We start from the raw sequence: 22481 nt of genomic DNA on the forward strand, positions 1-22481 counted from the left end.
AGAATGTTAAGGCGCCGTTGATGAAATCCGAAAAAAGCAATCTGAAATACAGATTTTCAACCGCAACGTGTTCCGGCCGCGGAAAGAAAAATGCGCCCCGGTTCGGGGCGCATTCAAAAGGAGCGGCGGCTTACTGGTCGAGGAAGCTGCGCAGCTTGCGCGAGCGGCTCGGGTGCTTGAGCTTGCGCAGCGCCTTGGCCTCGATCTGCCGGATCCGTTCGCGGGTCACGCTGAACTGCTGGCCGACCTCTTCCAGCGTGTGATCGGTGTTCATGCCGATGCCGAAGCGCATCCGCAGCACCCGTTCCTCGCGCGGGGTGAGCGAAGCCAGAACCCGCGTCGTGGTTTCCTTGAGGTTTTCCTGAATCGCCGAATCCAGCGGCAGGATCGCGTTCTTGTCCTCGATGAAATCGCCCAGCTGGCTGTCTTCCTCGTCGCCGATCGGCGTTTCAAGGCTGATCGGCTCCTTGGCGATCTTCATCACCTTGCGGACCTTTTCCAGCGGCATCTGCAGCTTTTCGGCCAGTTCTTCCGGCGTCGGCTCGCGGCCGATTTCATGCAGCATCTGCCGCCCGGTCCGCACCAGCTTGTTGATCGTCTCGATCATATGCACCGGAATGCGGATGGTGCGCGCCTGATCGGCGATCGAACGCGTGATCGCCTGCCGGATCCACCAGGTCGCGTAAGTGCTGAACTTGTAGCCGCGGCGGTATTCGAACTTGTCCACCGCCTTCATCAGACCGATGTTGCCTTCCTGAATGAGGTCCAGGAATTGCAGCCCGCGGTTGGTGTATTTCTTGGCGATCGAGATCACGAGGCGCAGGTTCGCCTCGACCATTTCCTTCTTCGCCTGCCGGGCCTCTTTCTCGCCCTTCTGCACCTGGTTCACGATGCGGCGGAATTCCGAGATGTCGACGCCGACATACTGCCCCACCTGCGCCATTTCGTGACGCAGGTCTTCCACCTTGTCGCGGCTTTTCTCGAACAGCGTCACCCAGGCGCGGGCGGGCTTCGCCGACATCCGGTCCATCCAGGTCGGGTCAAGTTCATAGCCGCGATATTCGTCGATGAATTCGCGCCGGTTGATCCGCGCCGCATCGGCCAGCTTCACCATGCCAGAGTCGATCGACATGATCTTGCGGTTGATGCCGTAAAGCTGGTCGATCAGCGCCTCGATCCGGTTGTTGTGCAGATGCAGCTCGTTCACCAGCAGCACGATTTCCGAACGCAGCTTCTGATAGGCGGCCTCTTCGGCGACGGTGAAGGTGCCGTCCTCGTTCAAGGTTGCCGACATCCGCAGATCCTGCATCTCGGCCAGCCGGGCATAGTCGCGCGCGATCAGTTCCAGCGTCTCCAGCACCTTCGGCTTGAGCGCGGCTTCCATCGCGGCAAGGCTCATGTTCGAGCTGTCGTCGTCGTCCTCTTCCTCGTCGATGCGCGAGATCGGGTTGCCGTCAGCGTCATATTCCGGCTCGTCCGAGGCCGGACGGCGGGCGGCGGGGGCGGCCCCTTCGGCGTTTTCCAGATCCAGCCCCTCGACGACCGGACCCTCGATCCCCTCCATGCCCTCCATGCTCTCGTCGCCATCGAGCGAGCGGCCGAACGTGGCTTCAAGGTCGATCACGTCGCGCAGCAGGATTTCTTCGGACAGAAGTTCGTCGCGCCAGATCGTGATCGCCTGGAAGGTCAGCGGGCTTTCGCACAGCCCGGCGATCATCGTGTTGCGGCCCGCCTCGATGCGCTTGGCGATGGCAATCTCGCCCTCGCGCGAGAGCAGCTCGACCGAGCCCATCTCGCGCAGATACATCCGCACCGGGTCGTCGGTGCGGTCCAGCGTCTCGCCCGCCGCGCCCGCCACCGCGATCTCGCGCGAGCCGGAGCCGGTCTCGACGACCGCGCCGCCTTCGCTTTCCTCGACCTCTTCACCCTCGACGACGTTGATCCCCATTTCGGAGAGCATCGACATCACATCCTCGATCTGCTCGCCCGAGACCGTTTCGGGCGGCATCACCGCGTTGAGCTGGTCGATGGTGATGTAGCCGCGTTCCTTCGCCTCGGCGATCATCCGCTTGACGGCGGCCTGGCTCATGTCGAAGGAAGCGTCCTCGTCGGCGGCGGTGTCGGGCTTGGTGTCGTCGATGTCCTTGGCGGCCATGGGCGCTCCTCGTCGGGCTGCATCGGGGCTGCGCACGCGTTGGCGCGCAGCGAGTCGAATCGTTTATCGCCGTTTTATCGAATCACGGCGGCGAATCACAGGGGCGAATCAAAGGCGGAAATTCTCATCCGCCGCCGTGCTTGTCGAGCAGGGACTGCAGGAAATCCGACATCGCGGCCCGGTCCTCGCCCAGATCTCCCGTATCTTCAAGTTTCGACTTTCCGGCACGGTGAAAGGCTTTCGTCGCTTGGCTGATCCGCCAGGTCACACCCTCGTCGGCCAGGCCTTCAAGGGCTTCCGCGGCTTCCTCGGTTTCCGCCCGCACCGCCCGCGCCGCCTGCAACTTGGCCAGTTCCTCGGCCAGACACATGCGGGCAAAGTCCCTGTCGTCGCGGCGCAAAACCGGAGGGGCCGAGCGCACATGGGGATGACGCATCAGGGTTTCAAGCACCCCCGGATTTTCCCGCGCCAAAGCCGCGGCCAAAGCGTCGGGGGGCTGATGCGCCTGCATCAGCATGGTGTCGCGCAGCGCCGCCAGACCGGGGTCCGAGAATCGCAAGCGGTCGATCTGGCTTTCGAATTCCGCCACCAGCGCGGGATGCGCACAAAGAATCGCCAGGATCATCGTCTCGCGCAGCTGTTCGGCCACCGCCTCGCTGCCCGCCGAGGCCAGAAGCGAGGCCCGGGTCGCCGACAGCGGCAGCGCCGGCGGCTTCGCGCCGCGCCCGCCCGCGCCCGGACCGCGCGGCCCCGGACTGAATGACCCCTGCGGCATCGTCCAGCGCGGTGCCTGCCCGCCGCGGGACAGGCCGAACAGCTCTTCGCGCAACCGCTTGATATCCTCGCCGTAATGGGCACGGATCGAGGGATCGGCGATCTTCTTCAGCGCAGCCCGCAAACTCTTGTCGAGCGCCGCCTTGCGTTCGGGGCTGTCAAAGACCTTGCCCTCGGTTTCGCGTTGCCACAGCAGATCGACCATCGGCCTGGCGCTGGCCAGAACCCGCTCCATCGCCTCGCGGCCCTCGGCCTTGATCAGATCGTCCGGGTCCTGCCCGCCGGGCAGGATGGCAAAGCGCAGCGCCTTGCCCGCCTCCAGCAGCGGCAGCGCCAGATCGACCAGCCGCAACCCGGCGCGCAGCCCGGCCGCATCGCCATCAAGCGCAATCACCGGCTCATCGGCCACCCGCCACATCAGGCGCAGCTGATCCTCGGTGATCGCGGTGCCAAGGGGGGCAACGGCGCCGGTGAAGCCCGCCTCGACCAGCGCGATCACATCGACATAGCCCTCGGCGACGATCAGGGGCTTGCCCTTGCCACAAGCCTCGCGCGCGGGGCCAAGGTTGTAAAGATTGCGGCCCTTGTCGAACAGCTCGGTTTCGGGGCCGTTGAGGTATTTCGCCCGGGCATTCGGGTCCATCGCCCGGCCACCCAAGCTGATCGCCCGCCCCCGGGCATCGCGGATGGGAAAGATGATCCGGCCGCGGAACCGGTCATAGGGCGTGCCGCCGTCCTCGGGGCGGCTGCACAGCCCGGCATCGACGATCAGATCCGGGGCGATGCCTTTGCCGGTCAGCGCCTGATAAAGGCCGTTGCGGCTGTCGGGGGCGAAACCGATTTCGAAGCGTTCAAGCGCCGCGGCCCCGAGCCGCCGCCGCGCCAGATAATCCCGCGCGCCCGCCCCGGCCTGGGTGTTCAGCTGCAGCCGGAAATACTTCACCGCCTCTTCCATCACCCGCGCCAGTTCGGTGCGCCGGTCGGCCTTTTGCGCCGCCTGCGGATCGCGGGCGGGCATCACCATGCCCGCTTCCCGCGCCAGGATCTCGACCGCCTCGATGAAACCGACATTCTCGGTTTCCTTGACGAAGCTCACGGCGTCGCCCTTGGCGTGGCAGCCGAAGCAGTAATAGAAGCCCTTGCGGTCATCGACGTGGAACGAGGCCGACTTTTCGGTGTGGAACGGACAGGGCGCCCAGAAATCGCCCTTGCCGCGGTTCGACTTGCGCGGATCCCAGATCACCTTGCGGCCGACCACCTGCGACAGCGGCAGGCGGTTGCGCAATTCGTCAAGGAAACCGGGAGGCAGGGACATGGCACCTATATCGGGATTCGAAACGCCGGAGTCGAGGGGCCGAAGGGCGAATCGTTACACCAGGCAGATTAACACCCCCCTAACAGCGCCGGGAAAATCGATGCTTCGTCAAAAGATTGTCCCGAATCGCGCCATCTTCCCCGCCGCGACGAGCAGAGTGTTGCGAATTCCCGCACAATCAGCGCCCTGCGTCACCGATGCGCCACATTTCCGCCCGCTTCCGGCGCCAGAAGGAAGATGGAACAGTCCGGTCCGCGACAGTCGGGGCCGGGCCGCGCACCGAATCGGAGACAGGCGATGGAACGGGGCAGTCGGGACGAGAAGGCTCGGAACGGGAGAGCCCGGGGCGGGATGCTGCACCGGCTGCTGCGCAACGAGGATGGCGCCCTGATCATCCTGTCGCTGCAGATCTTCCTGATCATGATGATCACCACCGGGCTTGCGATCGATGTGATCCGGGTCGAGGAACGCCGCACCCTGATCCAGAACACCATCGACCGTGCGGTGCTGGCCGCCGCCTCGCTGACGCAAAAACGCGATCCCACGCTGGTGGTGAAGGATTATCTGACCAAGGCCGGGCTGGGCTATATTGCCAAGGATTCCAGTTTCACCCCGAAAGTCGAAGGCAGCGTCGCGCTGGGCTGGCGGCGCGTCACCGTCAAGGTCAACGACAGGATGCCGACGATCTTCGGGCCGCTGATCGGGAACGACAGCTTTGCCGCCATCGGCGACACCCAGGCGATGCAGGCGGTCGGCAATGTCGAGATCTCGCTTGTGCTCGACCTTTCGGGCTCGATGACGGACTATGTCAAGGACAACCCGAGCTGCACCAGATACTGCACCAAGTCGAAAACCCGGTTCCAGTATTTGCAGGTCGCGGCGAAAAGCTTCATCAACACGGTCTTCGCCTCGTCAAACGGCGGCTTGGCCGCCGGGCGCACCAGCGTCAGCGTCGTGCCCTATTCCAACAACGTCTATCTGGGCCCGGAAATGCAGGAAGGCTACGCCCTGTCGAATGATTTCAGAGTCACCGGATCCGGCCATGTCATGCCGCAATGCGCCGATTTCGTCGCCGCCGACTATGACACGATGGTCATTGACGGTAGCGGACCGCTGACCCGGACGATCTACGGAACCGCCTACAAATATTCCGACAGCCTGTCCACGCTCGCCAGTAAATATTGGACCACGAACACTCCCGACGACCTGGCAGACTACAGTTGCATGGACCAGCCGGAAAACAGGGTGATCCCGCTCTCCAGCGACCCCACCTTCCTGGCCGCCGACACCACGGGCTTCATCGAGAAGCTGACCCCGGGCGGCTGGACCTCGATCGACGTCGGCACGAAATGGGGCCTGGCGCTGCTCGACCCGTCGGCGCGCGACGAAGTGGCGAAGATGACCACGGTCAGCAGCGCGTTCCGGGACACCAAGCCGCGCCCGATCGATTATGACGGCGACACGATGAAGGTGTTGGTGCTGATGACCGATGGCGCGAACACCGCCAACTTCTCGACCCTGCCGGGCTATCGCACCGGGCCTTCGGGGATCGTCTCGACCTTCGGGGTCGACAACCTCGGCGGCTTCGGCCCCTCGGCAACGCGGGCAAGCGGGATCTACTATTACGACGAAGCGCGCAGCACCACGCCCTATTTCAGCTACGAGGCCCGCAGCTGGGTTCCGCGCAGCGCGATCACCGTGACCACCCCGCAGCAGCAGGTCCAGACCGCAACCTGCACGCAATATCGGGACTACCGGGGGACATGGCGCTGGAACAGCTGTTCGGTGGGGACCAGCGATTGCACGCTGACCGGCACCACCCAGACCCAGCGCACCTACACCTGCAAAAGGACCGTCACCGTCAATGTCACCACCGAGGCGCCGCTTTTTGACGTGAGCTATGAGCATCTCTATCAGACGGAAAACTGGAACCTGAACACCGTGGCGGGGCTTGTCGGCATCCCCTATGGCCGCAGCGCCGGGGCGCAATATGACCTGATGGCGAATGCGGTCTACGACACCGCCGTCAAGGACGCGCGGACGAAGAAGCTTTGCAAGATGGCGAAGGACAAGGGGATCTACATTTTCTCCGTCGCCGCCGACGCCCCGAGCGAGGGCAAGTCGCTGCTCAAGTATTGCTCCAGCGGCACCAGCTATTACTACGAGGTGCAGGGCAGCGATCTCGCGACCGCCTTCGCCTCGATCGCCGCCTCGATCTCCTCCTTGCGGCTGACGAACTGAGGCCCGCGATGAAAGCTCTGCGCCTCTCCTTGCGATCTGTCCCGGGCCTCGGACCTTTCTTGCGCTCCGAAGAGGGGGCAGCCTCGATCCCGGCGGTGTTCTGGATGCCGTTCTTCGTGATGATGATCGTGGCCTCGGTGGAAATGTGCATGCTGGGGTTCCGGCAGACCCTGCTGGATCGCGGCGTCGATCTGAGCACGCGGTCGCTGCGGCTGGGCGCGGCCTCGATGCCCAGCCACGACCAGCTCAAGCGGTCGATCTGCGGCAACATCGCCTTCCTGCCCGATTGCATGCAGGATCTGACCGTCGAGGTGTTTCAGGTCAACCGCGCCACCTGGAGCTCGGGGATCGACGGCAGGGGCGTGCTTTGCGCCGATAGGATCACCGAGACCAACAAGCCGATCGTGCAACCCGGTGTCCCGGGCCAGCTGATGATCCTGCGCGCCTGCCTGCGCGTCTCGCCGATGGAGAAGCTGAACCCGCTGTCTCAGGCGCTGGCCCAGGATGCCGACGGGCGTTATGCACTGATCACCACCACCGCCTTTGTCAACGAACCGAAATAGGGCCCCGATGACCGCAATCCGCCGCCCAGAACGACCGGAGGCAAAGCGCAGCGGCGCGGCCGGGCTGATGCGCCGTCTGCGCCGGCTGTCGCGCGACGAGCGCGGCTCCGTGCCGATCGAGGGGCTGATGGGCGCCCTGCTGATCCTGAGCTGGTATGCCATCGCCTTTCAGTTCTTCGACGCCTTCCGCATCAAGTCGCAGGCGCTGAAGGCCAGCTACACCGTCGCCGACATGATCTCGCGGGAGGAAACGCCGATCGGCCCCACCTATATGGCGGGGGCAAAGCGGATGTTCGATTTCATCCTGAACAGCGATGCCAGCCGCAGCTGGATGCGGGTCTCGATCATCTACTGCCCCAGCGACGGCAAGGCCGATACGGTGATCGATTGCAACGGCGGCACCTACAAATTCGCGCTCGAGAAATCCTGGGCGACAGGCACGATCCCGGCGCATACGGCAACCACGATCAATGCCGAGAAAGACCGGATCCCGCTGATGTCCGAGGGCGATTACGCGGTGGTTCTGGAAACCTCGCTCGGCTACAACCCGATCTTCGACATCGGCGAAAAGTCCCTGACGCTGGACGGCGGCAAGACCTGGATCCGCGAGGGCCTGTCCTCGCAGCTGCGGTTTTCGAATTTCATCGTCACCCGCGCGCGCGGAGTGCGCAACACCTGGAGCGACGCCAGCTGACCGGCAAAGGCGCTCAGGCGCCGACCGCCTTGCGCACCATGTCCCAATAGATCGTTTCGACGGTCTCGCGGCTCAGCCGCCCGCCCTCGCGATACCAGGTCGTGACCCCGGTCAGCATCGCGATGATCGCCATCGCCGCCAGTTTCGTGTCCGGCAGGGCAAAGACCCCCTCGGCCTGACCGGCCTGCAAGATCGTCTCCAGCTCGGTCTCATAGGCGCGGCGCAGCGCCTCGATGACGGCGAAATTCCCCTCCGAGAGATTGCGCAGCTCCATGTAGCTCAGAAACACCGCCTCGGCCCGGGGCAGGTTGTGGCGGATGTGAAAGCGCACGAAGCTTTCCAGCCGCGCCAGCGCCCCCGGCCCCTGCGGCTCTTCGGCCCAGGCGGCCAGAAGCTCGTCCATATGCGTCTTGAGCAGATCGAACAGCAGCGCTTCCTTGTCGGGGGTGTAAAGATAAAGCGCCCCCGCCTGCACCCCCACCGCCGCCGCGATCTGCCGCATCGACACCGCGGCAAAGCCGTGCCGGGCAAACAGACGGCTGGCCTCGGCGCGGATGCGCGGCCCGGTGATGTCGGAATGAGACCCTGTCTTGCGTGCCATGCCCCCAGATTATCTGAACGCGCGTTCAATATCAAACCGGCTCTGGCGGCGGAGGGCCGGGTTCCTTATGCTGGTGCCACACCACCCGGAGCCCCCATGCCGCGCCCTGCCTTGATCCTGCCGCTTGCCCTTGCCGCCTGTGCAGCCACGCCCGGGGCGGATTTCCCGAAGCTGGTCCCCGCCGAGACGCTTCTGATCGAGGAACCGCTCTCGCCCTCGCCCGCGCCCGGGCTGGAAACCCGGGCCGAGGCGCTGCGCGCCCGCGCCGAGGCCCTGCGTGCCGAGACCCCGTGACGCAAGCCGCGCGTTGCTTTGCGCGCCGCGAAAGGCTAACAGGGCGCATCTGATCGCCAAACCATGAGGTTCCCATGACCGCCGCCGCCGCTCGACCGCTTCGCCTTGGCATCGCGGGGCTTGGCACCGTCGGCATTGGCGTGGTGAAGATCGTGCAGCGCCATGCCGATCTGCTGGCGGCGCGCTCGGGCCGCCCGGTGGTGATCACCGCCGTCTCGGCGCGCGACCGCACGAAGAACCGCGATGCCGATCTGTCGGGCTACGCCTGGGAAACCGACCCGGTGGCGCTGGCGCTGCGCGAGGATGTCGATGTGCTGGTCGAGGTGATGGGCGGCCATGAAGGCCCCGCCCGCGCGGCGACCGAGGCCGCGCTGAAGGCGGGTAAGGATGTCGTCACCGCGAACAAGGCGCTTTTGGCGCATCACGGTCAGGCTCTGGCCGAACTTGCCGAGGGGCTGGGCCGGGTGATCCGCTTCGAGGCCGCCGTCGCGGGCGGCATTCCGGTGATCAAGGCGCTGACCGAGGGGCTGGCGGGCAACCAGATCCGCCGGGTGATGGGGGTGATGAACGGCACCTGCAACTACATCCTGACCCGGATGGAAACCGCGGGCCTGCCCTATGACACGGTCTTCGAAGAGGCCCGGCAGCTGGGCTATCTGGAAGCCGACCCGCAACTGGATGTGGGCGGCATCGACGCGGGCCACAAGCTCTCGATCCTTGCCGCCATCGCCTTTGGCACCAAGGTCAGCTTTGCCAATGTCGTGCTGGAAGGCATCGGCTGCATCTCGATCGACGACATTCTCCGCGCCGGCGACATGGGCTACAGGATCAAGCTTCTGGGCGTGGCGCAAATGACCGGCCGCGGTCTCGAACAGCGGATGATGCCCTGCCTTGTGCCCGCGGCCTCGCCGCTTGGCCAGCTGCAGGGCGGCACCAACATGGTGGTGATCGAGGGCGACTCGGTCGGCCAGATCGTGCTGCGCGGCGCGGGGGCGGGCGAAGGCCCGACCGCATCCGCGGTGATGGGCGACGTGCTCGACATTGCGCGCGGGCTGCGCCTGCCGACCTTCGGGCAACCGGCGACAAGCCTCGCCGATCCGATCCCGGCCGTGGTCTCGGCCCCCGCGCCCTATTACCTGCGTCTTGAGCTGATGGACAAACCCGGCGCGCTGGCCAAGGTCGCCGCCGTGCTGGGCGAGGCGGGCGTCTCGATCTCCCGCATGCGCCAATACGGCCACGAGGACACTTCGGCCCCGGTCCTGATCGTGACGCACAAGACCACGCGCGATGCGATCGACGTGGCGATCGCGGCCCTGCCCGCCACCGGCGTCGTGCTGGACGATCCGGTGGCGCTCCGGATCGAGGAAGTCTGACCGGACCTGCCCCGCTGCGGTGCATCTGCGCACCGCAGCGGGCGGGGAACCGCCGTCGCTCTCGACAGATTGAACGCAGTTTCAGATCGTTAGCGCTGTCAGACTTGTCAAGGCGGCGCGTCTCTGGCCTAGCTGTGCCAACCCAAAAGCACAGGATATGCCATGACTCCCCCCACCGATTTCAATGATCGTCTGCTCTCGCTCGGCCTTGCGCGCGTGTCGGAAGCCGCCGCCCATGCCTCGGCCCGGCTGATCGGACACGGCGACGAAAAGGCCGCCGACCAGGCCGCGGTGAACGCGATGCGCGAGCAGCTCAACATCCTCGATATCCGCGGCGTCGTGGTGATCGGCGAGGGCGAGCGCGACGAGGCGCCGATGCTTTACATCGGCGAGGAAGTCGGCACCGGCGAAGGCCCGGCGGTGGATATCGCGCTTGACCCGCTCGAAGGCACGACGCTGACCGCCAAGGACATGCCGAACGCGCTCACCGTGATCGCGATGGCGCCGCGCGGCACGCTTTTGCACGCGCCCGATGTCTACATGGAAAAACTCGCCATCGGGCCGGGGTTCGAAAAGGACGTGGTCAGCCTCGACATGACGCCGTCGGAGCGCATCCATGCGCTGGCCAAGGCCAAGGGCTGCGCGGCGCATGACATCACCTGCTGCATCCTCGAACGTCCGCGCCACGAAGAGCTGATCGCCGAGGTCCGCGCGACGGGCGCCTCGATCCGGCTGATCACCGATGGCGACGTGGCGGGGATCATCCATTGCGCCGAGCCCGACGTGACCGGCATCGACATCTACATGGGCTCAGGCGGCGCGCCGGAAGGCGTGCTGGCGGCTTCGGCGCTCAAATGCATGGGCGGGCAGATGTGGGGCAAGCTCTTGTTCCGCAATGACGACGAACGCGGCCGCGCGAAAAAGGCCGGGATCACCGATCTCGACAAGGTCTATGCCCGCGACGACATGGTCCGCGCCGACGTGATCTTTGCCGCGACCGGGGTGACGAACGGCTCGATCCTGCACGGGGTGAAGCGCAACCCGAAATTCATCGAGACCGAAACGATCCTGATGCGGTCGAAAACCGGCTCGGTGCGCCGGGTGATCTATCGCAACCCGATCCGCTGAGGCGCGGTCACGCGAAAGTCGCGGGGGGGCTGCCGCCCCCCCGCACCCCCCCGCGCGCGTATTTTGCCAAGGAAAACGCAGCCGTTTCACCTTGCTTGAAATATCCCGGGGATGAACTGCCATCAGGCAAAGAGGGGGCGGCGCCCCCTTCCGCCCGCCACTGGCGGGCGTTGCGTTTTTTCGCTAAAGCTGCGCCATGACCAGCTTTCTGAATGTCGATGCATCCCTGACCGGGCGGCGCTGGGTCGGCCCCAGCCTTGAAGCCGACCGTCTGGCCGAGGCGATGGCGCAAGCAACCCGCCTGCCCTTGCCGCTCGCCCGGGTGCTGGTCGCCCGCGGCGTGACACCCGAGGCGGCGGCGGGGTTTCTGGAACCGACCCTGCGCGAGCTGCTGCCCGATCCGCAGCGGCTGAAGGACATGGAAAAGGCGGCGGCGCGGTTTCTGCGCGCCGTGAAAAGCCGCGATAAGATCGCGATCTTTGCCGATTACGATGTCGATGGCGGCTCTTCCGCCGCGCTGCTGATCTGCTGGCTGCGCGCTTTCAACCAGACCGCCACGCTTTATATTCCCGACCGCATCGACGAGGGCTATGGCCCGAACGTCCCCGCGATGCAGGCGCTTGGCCGCGAGCACGGGCTGATCGTCTGCGTCGATTGCGGCACGCTGAGCCACGAGCCGGTCGCCGCCGCCGCCCCCGCCGATGTCGTCATTCTGGACCACCATCTGGGCGGCGAAACCCTGCCACCCGCGCATGCCTGCGTGAACCCGAACCGGCAGGACGAGCCGGGCGATCTGGGCCATCTTTGCGCCGCTTCGGTGGTCTTCCTGATGCTGGTCGAGGCGAACCGGCAACTGCGGGCCGAGGGCGTCAAGGGCCCCGATCTGATGGCGATGCTCGATCTTGTGGCGCTGGCGACGGTGGCCGATGTGGCGCCGCTTCTGGGCGTGAACCGGGCACTGGTGCGGCAGGGGCTCAAGGTCATGGCCCGGCGCGAGCGGCCGGGGCTGGTGGCGCTTTCCGATGTGGCCCGGCTCGACAAGGCGCCCACCGCCTATCATCTGGGCTTTCTGCTCGGGCCACGGGTCAATGCCGGGGGCCGGATCGGCGCCGCTGATCTGGGGGCGCGGTTGCTTGCCACCGACAGCGCCGCCGAGGCCGCGGCCCTGGCCGAGCGGCTCGACCGGCTGAACAGCGAACGGCGCGAGATCGAGAATCGCGTCCGCGATGCCGCGCTGGCCCAGGCCGAGGCGCGCGGGCTGGATGGCCCGCTTGTCTGGGCGGCGGGCGCGGGCTGGCATCCGGGCGTCGTCGGCATCGTCGCGGCGCGGCTGAAGGAGGCGACGAACCGCCCCGCCGTGGTGATCGGGCTGGAAGGCGGGATCGGCAAGGGCTCGGCGCGCTCGGTCGCGGGGGTCGATCTTGGCGCCGCGGTGCAGCGCGTCGCGGCCGAGGGGCTTTTGCTCAAGGGCGGCGGACACCGCATGGCCGCGGGTCTGACCGTGGCCGAGGCGCAGCTGGAACCCGCGATGGCGCGGCTTGCCGAGCTGCTCGCCCGGCAGGGCGCGGGCACGGGCGGCCCGGCCGATCTGCGGCTCGACGGTCTGTTGATGCCCGGCGCCGCGACGCCCGCGCTGATCGAGGATCTTGACCGCGCCGGCCCCTATGGCCAGGCGGCGCCCTCGCCGCGCTTCGCCTTTGCGTCGGTGGCGATCCTGAACGCCCGGCGGATCGGCGAAAGCCATCTGCGGCTCAGCTTCGGCGACGGGCTGGGGGCGAAGCTTGACGCCATCGCCTTTGGCGCCTTCGACGGCCCGCTTGGCCCGGCGCTCTCGGCCGGAGGGGCGGGGCGGTTTCATCTGGCAGGCAAGCTTGAACTGGACAGCTGGGGCGGCCGGTCCAAGGTGCAATTGCGCCTTGACGATGCGGCCCGGGCCTGACGGCTTCGCTTCAAGCCCCTGTTTTCCTGTTCTTTTTGAAGTTTTTTCGGGGCGGATGAAGAAAGTTTCAAAAAACTGCAAAATCCCTCTTGCGAGTCACCGGCGCCTGGCCTAAACACCCCTCACGCCGCGCAGCACAGCTGACAAAGCGAAAAGGTGGTCCGTTCGTCTATCGGTTAGGACACCAGGTTTTCAACCTGGGAAGAGGGGTTCGACTCCCCTACGGACTGCCAACTCTCCACGCAAAGCGTTGTTATTCATAGGTTTTTACCGCCTTTCCGTCCAACTTCATAACCGAGTTGGACACGCTTCCAAGCTTCGCAAACCCACTGTCGGCCAGCTTCGAACGGTTGGCCTTCTTGGTGTAGGTCGCAGCCTCTTTCGTGTCCTTGTGGGCGAGGTAAGACGCCACTTCCCATTCGCTCGCCCCGGCATCAGCAAGGCGCGTTGCCCCGGCCTTGCGCAGCCCGTGCAATGACCCCGGCACGCCCGCTTCGGTGCAGCGATCGCGAAACCAGTTGCCCAGAGTCTCGGGCTTGTAGCCGATCGGGCGCTTGTCCTGGGTGATCAGAAGCAGCCTGTCCTTCGGCAGTTTCGCCAGCTCTTCGGCCAGCTCGGGCAGGATCGGCAGATCCGCCGCGACCGAGGTTTTGCCCCGCCGATAGGCGATTCGGTCAGTCCCGTCTCGCGTGTCGATATGCTGCCAGCCGACGCCGCAGAGGTCTTGCCGCGCCATGCCGGTGTTGAGCGCCAGAAGCAGCACCAGCCGCGCCTTTGTGCCCGGCCCGTGGCGGGCAAGGAAGCGGTCAACCTCGGCATCGGTCCAAGTGTGATAGCCGTCCGGGTTGGTCTTCAACCTGTCGGCCAGCTTCGCCGGGTTCGAGCCTTTGTAATTCAGCTTCTTGGCCGCGAAGTTGAACAGCATCGAGAGGTTCTTCTTTACGGTGTTCGCCGCAGCCGGGCCGGTCTTCTTGGCCATCAGGGCTTCGACGTGACGGACTTCAAGGCGGGCAAAGGGCAGATCCCCGGCCTTGTCGCGCAGCCACCCGCGCCTCGATCTCGGGGAATTCTTCGAGGATTGCCACGATCTCGTTGAAGGTCTTGCCCGACTGGAAGCGATCATTGGCGGCGGCATAGACTTCGCCGCGTTGCTCGGCCTCGGGGCCAAGCAAGTGGCACAGGGCGAGGCCCGCGACGATCTGGGTCTTGCCGTTCTTGCGGGGCATCGACAGCACGGCGGTTCGCACCGGGCGGGTGCCTTCATCGTCTTCGGTGTAGACGGCTTCGAGGAAATCCCGCTGCCACGGGCGCACCCGCAGCTTTTGCCCCGCCAGCTTGCCCTGGGTGATCGGCAGGCTTTCGAGGAAGGCAATCACCCGATCGACGCGGCTCAGGCCCGGCGCTTCCCACGGCATCGGCGCGGCCTGCGGGCGGTATCCATCGGGGTTGAACAGATCCGGCCCGCGCCCTTCAACGAGGTGCAGGTGCTTCGGCTTCGCTCCAATTCCACGCTGGCCCATTTCGCTAAGTCCCTGTTTTAATTAAGTCTACGTTCATCTTCGGGTGTCGGTCCGGGGCTTGGCATTTCCCGTCCTCGAAGGCCCCCCGCCCCCGTGCCATGCATCGAAAGGGTCGATCGGGTTGCCGTCAGCATCGAAACCCTTGAAGCGGCGCCGGAAGGCTTGACCGCCGGGCCGGTCGAAAGCGGCGGTCTTCTCGTTGTGGCAAGACAGGCAGAGCGACAGCAGGCCCGAGAGCGGCGGGAAGGGATGCCCGCCTTGGTTCACGGGCTTGAAGTGGTCCACCGCCACGGCATCCTCGATCTCGCCACGCCGCGCGCAGATCTCGCACAGCGGCGTCTCGGCAAGCTTGGCCTCTCTCAGCCTTGCCCACTTCGAGGTGTTGTAGGGCCAGTGAGCCATCAGCGCAGCCCCACCACGTCGAGACGATGGGACACGAACCGCAGCGTCACCCGAGTTTCGACAGCATCGCCGGGAGCGGGCGGCATGCGATAGGTCCAATCGAAGCCGATCCCGTCGCGATCACTCGCTTTCTCGGCAATGTCCTGCACTCGCTGGCTGATGCCATTCGCAGCGAGCCAAGCATTCCAAGCTTCGAGCCGATGCCCGTAATGGACCACCGCACGCTGTTGGGGCTGGCGGTTATCGCCCGGCTCGTCGCCTTGCGCACGCGCCTTTTGGTTATTGGTTGGTTTATCTTTATTAGGGGGTGTGGGGGGGATGTCAGGATTGTCACCCTTTCGCGTCAGGATTGACACCCTTTCAGGCTCGTCGTGCGTCAAGGTTGTCACCCTTTCGGGCGTTTGCCGCGTCAGGTTTGTCACCTTTTCGGGGGCTTGGCGCGTCAGGTTTGTCACCCTTTCCGAAGCGGAAAAGGCGTCAGGATTGTCACCTTTCAAGAACAGGAATTCGTTCCGCTGGCCGCGGCCAAGCGCGGCGGCAACCTCGATCCAGCCCGCCTCCCGAAGCTCTGCGATAGCCCGCTGCACCGTCCGAACGGACTTGCCCACGGCCTCGGCCAGCGTGTCGAGGGCCGGGTTACAGAAGCCGGTTTCGTGGTGCGCGAAGTCATCACAGAGCGCCGCAGCAAGCACCTTGGCCGCGTCTGAAAGCCCCGCATCGCGCCGCACGGCCCGCTTCCAATCCCACCGCTGAACCTGCCAGTTCGGCAGCTGCGCGACGTGTTTCGCAGGCGGGCAGGCGTTGGACTTCGCGCAATATTCCCCTTTGTTTTCAACGGGGGGAGGTTCAGCAGTTGGACACCCTAAACGCTTGATTTGTTTAAAGTAACGCGCCCCCCTACGGACTGCCAAATCTCCTCACATCGCCGCAAAGATGCGCTTGCTGAAAGCGACCTGAGACCGGTTTCCGGTTCCTTCGCCACAGGTCATCGCAAGCCCACCGCGGCCCTCCCCCCCTTCCTGCCATTCGACCGAAGCGAAGCGGTCCACCCCCCGGCCCATTCGCCGACGGGCGGCGCAAAAGATGTATCTTGACTATTTTTATCAGGCCACATATCCGACAAAATAAATAAGGATATGGAAGATCATGCTTGCCCCGCTTCTGATCATGCTGCGCGAAGGGCTTGAAGCCGCCCTTGTCGTCGTCATCATCGCCGCCTATCTGCGCCGCACCGGGCGGGGCGCTTGGATCGGGGCGATCTGGGTCGGCGTGCTTTTTGCCGTCGCCCTGTCGCTTTTCGTCGGCGCGGCGCTGCAATTCCTGCAGGCGGGCTTCCCGCAAAAGACCCAGGAAGGCTTCGAGGCCGCGGTGGCGCTGATAGCGGTCGCCGTGCTGGTCTGGATGGTGTTCTGGATGCGCGCCGCCGCCCGCTCGATCCGCGACACGCTGGAACAGGGGGTCGAGGCCGCTTTCGACACCGCCCCCGGCCAGGGAACGGTCTGGGCGCTGATCGCGATGTCCTTCTTTGCGGTCGCCCGCGAGGGCCTCGAATCGGTGTTCTTCCTGCTGGCGATCTTCCAGCAAAGCCCGGGCCCCGCCGCCCCCCTCTCGGCGCTGGCGGGCATCGCACTTTCGGTCGCGCTCGGCTTCGGGCTCTATTCGGGCGGCATGCGGCTCGATCTGCGCCGGTTCTTCCGGCTCTCCGGCCTCTTCATCCTGTTCGTCGCCGCCGGGCTGCTTTCGGGGGCGCTGCGCAGCCTGCACGAGGCCGGGCTCTGGAATGCGCTGCAGACCCCCGCCTGGGATCTGAGCCAGACCCTGCCCAATGCCTCGATCGCGGGCACGGTGCTTTCGGCGCTTTTCGGCTATCACGACAGCCCGACGCAGGGCGAGGTCGCCCTCTGGGCCGCGTTCCTCGCCGTGACCCTGCCGCTGTTCCTGCGCCCCGCCCCAACCCCTCTTCCGCAAAAGCCTCTTCCGCAAAAGGCCTGATCCGATGCCCCCCCCTGTTTCTGCGCCGTCCGGGCGCCTCCTGCCGCTGCTTCTGGGCACCGGCGCCCTGCTTGTCCTTGGCGGCGTCGCGCTGTTCTGGCTCGCCTCGGCGCAGAACCAGCCGCAGACCGCGGGCGCCGTGCCGGTGACCGTCACCGCCACCGCCTGCGAGCCGATGGCGCTGGAAGTGCCCGCGGGCGCGGTCAGTTTCCTGATCCGCAATGCCTCGGACCGGCCGGTGGAATGGGAAATCCTGAACGGCGTCATGGTGGTGGCCGAGCGCGAGAACATCGCCCCCGGCTTTTCCTCGGTGCTGAGCGAGCGGCTGAAACCCGGCGTCTATGACATCACCTGCGGGCTGCTGTCGAACCCGCGCGGCAAGCTGACGGTGCTGGCCACCGCCGAAAGCGCCGCGGAGACCGCCGCGCCGCCGCTGCGCGAGCTGATCGGGCCGCTCTCGGAACGCAAGGTGCAGCTGATGAAGGCGGCGGCGAAATTCACCCGCGCCACGCAGGCTTTGGAACAAGCGATCGCGGCGGGCGATCTGGCGACGGCGCAGACCGCCTGGACGCAGGCCGCGGCGGAATGGGCGCGCCTTGGAACCGTCGCCCCGCAGGCGGCCGATCTGCAAAACCGCATCGCCCCGCAGGCCGCCTGGCTTGCCGGACGCGAGGAGGACCCGGCCTTCACCGGCCTGCACCGGATCGAATACGGGCTTTTCGCCCGCGCCGCGCTGGACGGTCTGGCCCCGGTGGCCGCGGCGCTGAGCCGGGATGCGACGGAGTTTCAGGCCCGCGTCAAGGCGCTTGACGGCACGCCCGCGGGCATCGCCGGTGATGCCGCCCGCTATGCCCGCACGCTTGCCGATGCGACCGCCGCCGGGACCCTGACGCCCTATGCGGCGGATGACACTGTGCTTTTGGGGGCCGCACTTGACACGCTCGACCGCGCCCGCGCCGTGCTTGACCCGTTGCTGAGCGCCGCCGATCCGGCGCAATCGGCCCGGGTCAAGGACCGGCTTGACGCCGCCCATGCCGCGGCAAGTGCCGTTCCGCAAGATCGCAAGGCCACCGCCGCGGCGCTGACTGCCGCGGCCGAGGCCCTGGCCGGGATCAATGCCACGCTTGGACTGGAGCCCTGAGATGACCCATTCCCCCTCGCGCCGTGCCGTTCTGGGCGGGCTTGGCCTCGGCCTTGCCGCCTGCCCGTTCAGCCTCGGTCTGGCCCGGGCCGAGACCGCGCCGCAGGCCCCGGCGCTGACCGCCGCGCCGCAGGCGGGCGCCAGCTCCGCTGCCGACCGCATCGCGCCCTTCGGCCGGTTTCAGGCCGGCATCGTCACGCCCCGCCCGGCCTGGGGGCTGGTCGCCGCTTTCGACGTGATCGTCGACACCCCCGCCGATCTGGAGCGGCTGTTTCGCCGCCTGACCGGGCGCATCGCCTTTCTGACCAGCGGCGGCAAGGTGCCCGAGCTGGACCCGGCCCTGCCGCCCGCCGACAGCGGCATCCTTGGCCCGGTGCTGCGCCCCGACGCGCTGACGGTGACACTGGCGCTGGGGGCCTCGCTTTTTGACGCGCATCCCTGGCTGGCCCGGCAGCGTCCGGCGCAGCTGGTGCGGATGACCGGCTTTCCGAATGACGCGCTCAACCCCGATCTGTGCCATGGCGACATCGCGATCCAGATCTGCGCCAATACGCAGGAAACCATCATCCATGCGCTGCGCGATCTGATCAAGACCCTGCCCGACCAGCTGGTGCTGCGCTGGAAGCAGGAGGGCAACGTGCCCGTCATTCCGCCGCAAGCCCCGGGCGTGGTCGAAAGTGCGCGCAATTTCCTCGGCTTCCGCGACGGCTCGGCCAATCCTGACAGCGCCGATGCGGCGCTGATGGAGCGCGTGCTCTGGGTGCATGACCCCGCCGAACCCGGCTGGGCAAAGGACGGCAGCTACATGGCGGTGCGGCTGATCCGCAATTTCGTCGAACGCTGGGACCGCACGCCGCTGGCCGAGCAGGAGCGCATCTTCGGCCGCACCCGGATCACCGGGGCGCCGCTTGACAAGCGCGACGGCACCGAGGCCGACGTGCCCGATTACGCCGCCGACCCGGAGGGCACGGCAACGCCGCTCGACAGCCATATCCGGCTGGCGAACCCCCGCGACGCGGGCGAGCGGCATCTGATGCTGCGCCGTCCGTTCAACTATTCGAACGGGGTGACGAAATCGGGCCAGCTTGATCAGGGGCTTCTGTTCATCGCCTGGCAAGCCAGCCTGAACGACGGTTTCCTCGCCGCCCAGACCCGGCTGAATGGCGAACCCCTTGAAGAATATATCAAACCCGTGGGCGGGGGCTATTTCTTCGCCCTGCCGGGCTTTGGCCCCGGGCCCGATGATTACCTCGGCCGTCAGCTGATCGACGCCATCGGCCACGCCCCGCAGAAGACGTAAGAAAGGACGAAACCGATGAAGATGCTGTCCCTGGCCGCCACTTTGGCCGTGCTGGCCACCCCCCTTGCCGCCGCCGATGCGACGCTGGATCTTGTCGCGCCGATTGCCGACTACAAGCTTTACGTGTCGGAAAACACCGAAGCTCTGGTGACTGACACCCAGGCTTTCGTCGCCGCGGTGAAGGCGGGGGAGATCGACAAGGCGAAGGCGCTGTTTGCGCCGACCCGGCTGTCTTACGAAAAGATCGAGCCGGTGGCCGAGCTTTTCGCCGATCTTGACGCGCCGATCGACGCCCGCGCCGATGACTACGAAAAAGCCGAGGCCGATCCGGCCTTTACCGGCTTTCACCGGCTCGAATATGCGCTTTGGGTCGAGGGCAAGACCGATCACGTCACCGCCATTGCCGACAAGCTCGAAGCCGATGTGACCGAACTGGCCAAGCGCATCGACGGGCTGACCTTCCCGCCCGCAGTGGTGGTGGGCGGCGCCTCGGTGCTGATGGACGAGGTCGCGGCGACGAAAATCTCGGGCGAGGAAGACCGCTATTCCCGCACCGATCTTTGGGATTTTCAGGGCAATTTCGACGGCGCGAAGAAGATCGTCGATCTCTTCGGCCCGATGGTCGAGGACCGCGCTTTCATCGCCTCGGTCGAGGGCAATTTCGCCAAGGTCTATGAAACGTTGGACAAATACCGCGAGGGCAAGGGCTTCGTCAGCTACGAAAAGCTGACCGACGAAGACCGCAAGCGGCTTTCGGCGCTGGTCAACACGCTGGCCGAAGACCTCTCGACGCTGCGCGCCCGGCTCGGCCTGAGCTGACCCGGACCGCCCCCCGGAGCGATCCGGGGGGCTTCATTCCGCCGCAGCCCCCGGAGTTTCAACGTTTTGGAACCGCATCGGTTTATAACGGGACGACTCAGGCAACCCGGATGACCGAGGATGACGGCGGCGGCACAGGACCAGGCGGGCGGCAAAGGCCCCGACACCGGCGCAATCCCGCTGAAGGCGTGGCTCTGGCGGTCCTATCTCAAGGCGGCGCTGATCCCGCTTCTGCTGATCGAATTCGGCTTCGTCGCGATCTACTGGGCCACGAGCCAGGTGGTCTACGACCGCTCTGCCGCAGCGATCCGAGAGATTTCGACCGAGACCGTACGCGATGCCGCCCAGCGCGAGGCGCATATCATCGCGCATCGGCTGGCGTCGATTTCCGCCATGACCCGGATCTATGCCGAGGAAACCGGCCGCGCCCTGCAAAGCCCGGCCACGGTCTCACCCGCGGAAAAGGCCAATCACGCACACAGCCCGGAGGGCGCCTTTCACAGCCTGCGCGACGGCGGCGGCGCGGCCGTGTTCTATTCCGGCATCGTCCCGGTGGGCGCGGCGGAACAGGAAAAGGTCTGGCGCACGGCGCGGCTTGATCCGCTGATGCGCGCGATCAAGGACAGCGACCCCCTGATCGCGCAGATCTATCTGAACACCCATGACAGCCTGAACCGGATCTATCCGTGGCGCGACGTGCTGCAGCTCTATCCGCCAAAGATGGATATCCCGCGCTACAATTTCTATTACGAGGCCGATGCCGCCCATAACCCGGACCGCAAGCCGGTCTGGACCGACGCCTATGTCGATCCGGCGGGCGGCGGCTGGATGGTCTCCTCGATCGCGCCGGTCTACGGCCCCGACCGGCTTGAAGCCGTCGTCGGCATCGATGTGACCATCGGCACCATCGTGCAGCGCGTGCTGGACATCCACATTCCGGGCGAGGGCTATGCCGTGCTGGTCGGCCGCGCAGGCACGATTCTGGCGCTGCCGCCAAAGGGCGAGACCGATCTGGGCCTGAGCGAGCTGGTGACCCACAGCTACGACGACGCGATCTTGCAGGACAGGTTCAAGCCCGCGGAATTCAACATTTTTCAACAACCGATGCTGACCGGGCTGGCCGGGGCGATGCGCACCGCCCCCGAGGGCGTGCGGCGCATCGATCTGGGGCGGCCGATGATCGCCTCCTGGGCGCAGGTGGCGGGGCCGGACTGGTCGCTGCTCGTGCTCGCCAGCGAAGACAGCGTGCTGGCCGCCTCCCGCGATCTGCGCAGCCAGCTTGCCTTCGTCTCCAAGGGGATGATCGGCATCCTTCTGGTCTTTTACATCGGCTTCTTCGCCTTCCTGTGGCGGCGCTCCGCCGCGATGAGCGCCCGGGTGGCCGAGCCGCTGGCCGATCTTGAACGCCGGATGGCGGTGATTTCGGACGGCGGCACCCTGCCCCCGGCGCCGCCCTCGGCGATCGGGGAATTGCAGAAGGTGGGCGAGCATCTGGTGCGGATGGGCGCCAAGATCGATGCCGCGAATCGGGCCAAGGCGACTTTCCTGTCGGCGATGAGCCATGAGCTGCGCACGCCGCTCAATGCGATCATCGGCTATGCCGATCTGCTCGAAGGCTGCGCGGGCGAACGGCTGGAGGGGGCGCGGCTGGATCAGCTGCGGGCGATCTCCGCGGCGGGCTGGGATCTGGTGCGGCTGGTCGATGTGGTGCTGGATCTGAGCCGGATCGAACGTCAGGAGCTGGCGCCGGTCCGCGAACCGCTGGCGCTGCGGCCGCTGCTGGAGGAGGCGCTGGAGCGCCACCGCGCCGAGGCCGGGAAACACGGGATCACGCTGGAGCTGCTCTGGCCCGAGGGCCCGCTGCCGCCGCTGCGGGGCGATGCGAAGATCCTGAGCCGGATCCTCGACGAGCTGTTGTCGAATGCGGTGAAATACAACCTGCCCGGCGGCCGGGTGACGTTGCAGGTCGCCCCCGAGGCTTCGGGCTTCCTGCCGCTGCGGATCATCGACACCGGCGTCGGCATCGGCGCCGAGCATCGCGACAGCGTGTTCAAGGCCTTCCACCGGCTGGGCCATGAAAACAGCGCGATCAGCGGCGCGGGCATCGGCCTTGCGATCGCGAAGCGCTTCGCCGAGGTCTCGGGCTGCGGCCTCGATTTCGACAGCGCGCCGGGCGTGGGCAGCACCTTCACCCTGCGCATCCCCTGCCGTCCGGAGTGACGGACGGCAC

General features: G+C 66.2%; 19 protein-coding genes and 1 tRNA gene. 13 read left to right on the forward strand and 7 right to left on the reverse strand.

Going from position 1 to position 22481, the window contains the following annotated elements:
• Positions 1 to 130: 130 nt before the first annotated feature.
• Positions 131 to 2155 carry an RNA polymerase sigma factor RpoD gene (gene rpoD / locus AC4PTB_RS15040; protein WP_492190684.1) on the reverse strand — a complete coding sequence of 675 codons (2025 nt, stop codon included), beginning with the start codon at positions 2153 to 2155 and terminating at the stop codon, positions 131 to 133.
• Positions 2156 to 2279: 124 nt separating this feature from the next.
• Positions 2280 to 4244 (reverse strand): DNA primase, encoded by a 1965-nt coding sequence (gene dnaG / locus AC4PTB_RS15045; protein WP_492190685.1) that lies wholly within the window; start codon positions 4242 to 4244, stop codon positions 2280 to 2282.
• 297 nt (positions 4245 to 4541) lie between these two features.
• Here dnaG and AC4PTB_RS15050 point away from each other — a divergent pair, with 297 nt between their 5' ends.
• From AC4PTB_RS15050 to AC4PTB_RS15060, 3 genes are read left to right on the forward strand one after another with little or no spacing between them, the layout of a single operon-like run.
• Positions 4542 to 6485, forward strand: a complete 1944-nt coding sequence (locus AC4PTB_RS15050) for a TadE/TadG family type IV pilus assembly protein (protein WP_492190686.1) — start codon at positions 4542 to 4544, stop codon at positions 6483 to 6485.
• A 59-nt stretch (positions 6486 to 6544) separates the two neighbouring features.
• Entirely contained in the window at positions 6545 to 7048 is a 504-nt protein-coding gene (locus AC4PTB_RS15055) for a TadE/TadG family type IV pilus assembly protein (protein ID WP_492190687.1), read from the forward strand.
• Positions 7049 to 7055: 7 nt separating this feature from the next.
• On the forward strand, positions 7056 to 7742 hold the full coding sequence (locus tag AC4PTB_RS15060) for a hypothetical protein (RefSeq protein WP_492190688.1): 687 nt from the start codon (positions 7056 to 7058) through the stop codon (positions 7740 to 7742).
• Between the two features lie 13 nt (positions 7743 to 7755).
• Here the strand turns inward: AC4PTB_RS15060 and AC4PTB_RS15065 are convergent, their stop codons facing one another.
• A complete protein-coding gene (locus tag AC4PTB_RS15065; RefSeq protein WP_492190689.1) occupies positions 7756 to 8343 on the reverse strand; it encodes a TetR/AcrR family transcriptional regulator in 588 nt (195 codons plus the stop codon).
• Positions 8344 to 8439: 96 nt separating this feature from the next.
• Between AC4PTB_RS15065 and AC4PTB_RS15070 the strand changes: the two genes are divergently transcribed.
• The 5 genes from AC4PTB_RS15070 to AC4PTB_RS15090 all read left to right on the forward strand — a co-directional run bounded on the left by AC4PTB_RS15070 (position 8440) and on the right by AC4PTB_RS15090 (position 13310).
• Positions 8440 to 8637 carry a hypothetical protein gene (locus tag AC4PTB_RS15070; RefSeq protein ID WP_492190690.1) on the forward strand — a complete coding sequence of 66 codons (198 nt, stop codon included), beginning with the start codon at positions 8440 to 8442 and terminating at the stop codon, positions 8635 to 8637.
• Between the two features lie 74 nt (positions 8638 to 8711).
• A complete protein-coding gene (locus tag AC4PTB_RS15075; RefSeq protein ID WP_492190691.1) occupies positions 8712 to 10010 on the forward strand; it encodes a homoserine dehydrogenase in 1299 nt (432 codons plus the stop codon).
• 162 nt (positions 10011 to 10172) lie between these two features.
• On the forward strand, positions 10173 to 11138 hold the full coding sequence (gene glpX / locus AC4PTB_RS15080) for a class II fructose-bisphosphatase (RefSeq protein WP_492190692.1): 966 nt from the start codon (positions 10173 to 10175) through the stop codon (positions 11136 to 11138).
• A gap of 196 nt (positions 11139 to 11334) precedes the next feature.
• Positions 11335 to 13077, forward strand: coding sequence for a single-stranded-DNA-specific exonuclease RecJ (recJ, locus tag AC4PTB_RS15085; RefSeq protein WP_492190693.1), 1743 nt, complete (start codon positions 11335 to 11337; stop codon positions 13075 to 13077).
• A gap of 158 nt (positions 13078 to 13235) precedes the next feature.
• Positions 13236 to 13310 (forward strand) — tRNA-Glu (locus AC4PTB_RS15090).
• 20 nt (positions 13311 to 13330) lie between these two features.
• On the opposite strand, the gene AC4PTB_RS15095 is transcribed toward AC4PTB_RS15090, so the two are convergent.
• From AC4PTB_RS15095 to AC4PTB_RS15110, 4 genes are read right to left on the reverse strand one after another with little or no spacing between them, the layout of a single operon-like run.
• Positions 13331 to 14056, reverse strand: a complete 726-nt coding sequence (locus AC4PTB_RS15095; protein ID WP_492190694.1) for a tyrosine-type recombinase/integrase — start codon at positions 14054 to 14056, stop codon at positions 13331 to 13333.
• Positions 14057 to 14078: 22 nt separating this feature from the next.
• Entirely contained in the window at positions 14079 to 14597 is a 519-nt protein-coding gene (locus tag AC4PTB_RS15100; RefSeq protein WP_492190695.1) for a terminase large subunit domain-containing protein, read from the reverse strand.
• Between the two features lie 33 nt (positions 14598 to 14630).
• Positions 14631 to 14999 (reverse strand): HNH endonuclease, encoded by a 369-nt coding sequence (locus tag AC4PTB_RS15105; protein ID WP_492190696.1) that lies wholly within the window; start codon positions 14997 to 14999, stop codon positions 14631 to 14633.
• Positions 14999 to 15727: a helix-turn-helix domain-containing protein gene (locus AC4PTB_RS15110; protein ID WP_492190697.1), complete on the reverse strand. Its 729-nt coding sequence runs from the start codon at positions 15725 to 15727 to the stop codon at positions 14999 to 15001. Before AC4PTB_RS15110 ends, AC4PTB_RS15105 begins: the two co-directional genes overlap by 1 nt.
• Positions 15728 to 16145: 418 nt before the next feature.
• Between AC4PTB_RS15110 and efeU the strand changes: the two genes are divergently transcribed.
• From efeU to AC4PTB_RS15135, 5 genes are all read left to right on the forward strand, one after another.
• On the forward strand, positions 16146 to 16991 hold the full coding sequence (gene efeU / locus AC4PTB_RS15115) for an iron uptake transporter permease EfeU (RefSeq protein WP_492190698.1): 846 nt from the start codon (positions 16146 to 16148) through the stop codon (positions 16989 to 16991).
• A 4-nt stretch (positions 16992 to 16995) separates the two neighbouring features.
• Positions 16996 to 18132 carry a cupredoxin domain-containing protein gene (locus tag AC4PTB_RS15120; RefSeq protein ID WP_492190699.1) on the forward strand — a complete coding sequence of 379 codons (1137 nt, stop codon included), beginning with the start codon at positions 16996 to 16998 and terminating at the stop codon, positions 18130 to 18132.
• 1 nt (position 18133) lies between these two features.
• Positions 18134 to 19432 (forward strand): iron uptake transporter deferrochelatase/peroxidase subunit, encoded by a 1299-nt coding sequence (gene efeB / locus AC4PTB_RS15125; RefSeq protein WP_492190700.1) that lies wholly within the window; start codon positions 18134 to 18136, stop codon positions 19430 to 19432.
• 15 nt (positions 19433 to 19447) lie between these two features.
• Positions 19448 to 20251, forward strand: a complete 804-nt coding sequence (gene efeO / locus AC4PTB_RS15130; RefSeq protein WP_492190701.1) for an iron uptake system protein EfeO — start codon at positions 19448 to 19450, stop codon at positions 20249 to 20251.
• 120 nt (positions 20252 to 20371) lie between these two features.
• On the forward strand, positions 20372 to 22471 hold the full coding sequence (locus AC4PTB_RS15135; RefSeq protein ID WP_492190702.1) for a sensor histidine kinase: 2100 nt from the start codon (positions 20372 to 20374) through the stop codon (positions 22469 to 22471).
• Positions 22472 to 22481: the final 10 nt, after the last annotated feature.

It is taken from the genome of Rhodobacter sp. 4.3.4 (genome assembly GCF_058724655.1).

Excerpts from the sequence above, each read along its gene's own strand:
- dnaG (WP_492190685.1), bottom strand. The coding sequence starts at position 4,244 with ATGTCCCTGCCTCCCGGTTTCCTTGACGAATTGCGCAACCGCCTGCCG.
- rpoD (WP_492190684.1), bottom strand. The coding sequence starts at position 2,155 with ATGGCCGCCAAGGACATCGACGACACCAAGCCCGACACCGCCGCCGAC.
- AC4PTB_RS15065 (WP_492190689.1), bottom strand. The coding sequence starts at position 8,343 with ATGGCACGCAAGACAGGGTCTCATTCCGACATCACCGGGCCGCGCATC.
- efeU (WP_492190698.1), top strand. The coding sequence starts at position 16,146 with ATGCTTGCCCCGCTTCTGATCATGCTGCGCGAAGGGCTTGAAGCCGCC.
- AC4PTB_RS15095 (WP_492190694.1), bottom strand. The coding sequence starts at position 14,056 with ATGGCCAAGAAGACCGGCCCGGCTGCGGCGAACACCGTAAAGAAGAAC.
- AC4PTB_RS15105 (WP_492190696.1), bottom strand. The coding sequence starts at position 14,999 with ATGGCTCACTGGCCCTACAACACCTCGAAGTGGGCAAGGCTGAGAGAG.
- AC4PTB_RS15135 (WP_492190702.1), top strand. The coding sequence starts at position 20,372 with ATGACGGCGGCGGCACAGGACCAGGCGGGCGGCAAAGGCCCCGACACC.
- AC4PTB_RS15060 (WP_492190688.1), top strand. The coding sequence starts at position 7,056 with ATGACCGCAATCCGCCGCCCAGAACGACCGGAGGCAAAGCGCAGCGGC.
- glpX (WP_492190692.1), top strand. The coding sequence starts at position 10,173 with ATGACTCCCCCCACCGATTTCAATGATCGTCTGCTCTCGCTCGGCCTT.
- AC4PTB_RS15070 (WP_492190690.1), top strand. The coding sequence starts at position 8,440 with ATGCCGCGCCCTGCCTTGATCCTGCCGCTTGCCCTTGCCGCCTGTGCA.
- efeB (WP_492190700.1), top strand. The coding sequence starts at position 18,134 with ATGACCCATTCCCCCTCGCGCCGTGCCGTTCTGGGCGGGCTTGGCCTC.
- AC4PTB_RS15075 (WP_492190691.1), top strand. The coding sequence starts at position 8,712 with ATGACCGCCGCCGCCGCTCGACCGCTTCGCCTTGGCATCGCGGGGCTT.
- recJ (WP_492190693.1), top strand. The coding sequence starts at position 11,335 with ATGACCAGCTTTCTGAATGTCGATGCATCCCTGACCGGGCGGCGCTGG.
- efeO (WP_492190701.1), top strand. The coding sequence starts at position 19,448 with ATGAAGATGCTGTCCCTGGCCGCCACTTTGGCCGTGCTGGCCACCCCC.
- AC4PTB_RS15050 (WP_492190686.1), top strand. The coding sequence starts at position 4,542 with ATGGAACGGGGCAGTCGGGACGAGAAGGCTCGGAACGGGAGAGCCCGG.
- AC4PTB_RS15100 (WP_492190695.1), bottom strand. The coding sequence starts at position 14,597 with ATGGGCCAGCGTGGAATTGGAGCGAAGCCGAAGCACCTGCACCTCGTT.
- AC4PTB_RS15120 (WP_492190699.1), top strand. The coding sequence starts at position 16,996 with ATGCCCCCCCCTGTTTCTGCGCCGTCCGGGCGCCTCCTGCCGCTGCTT.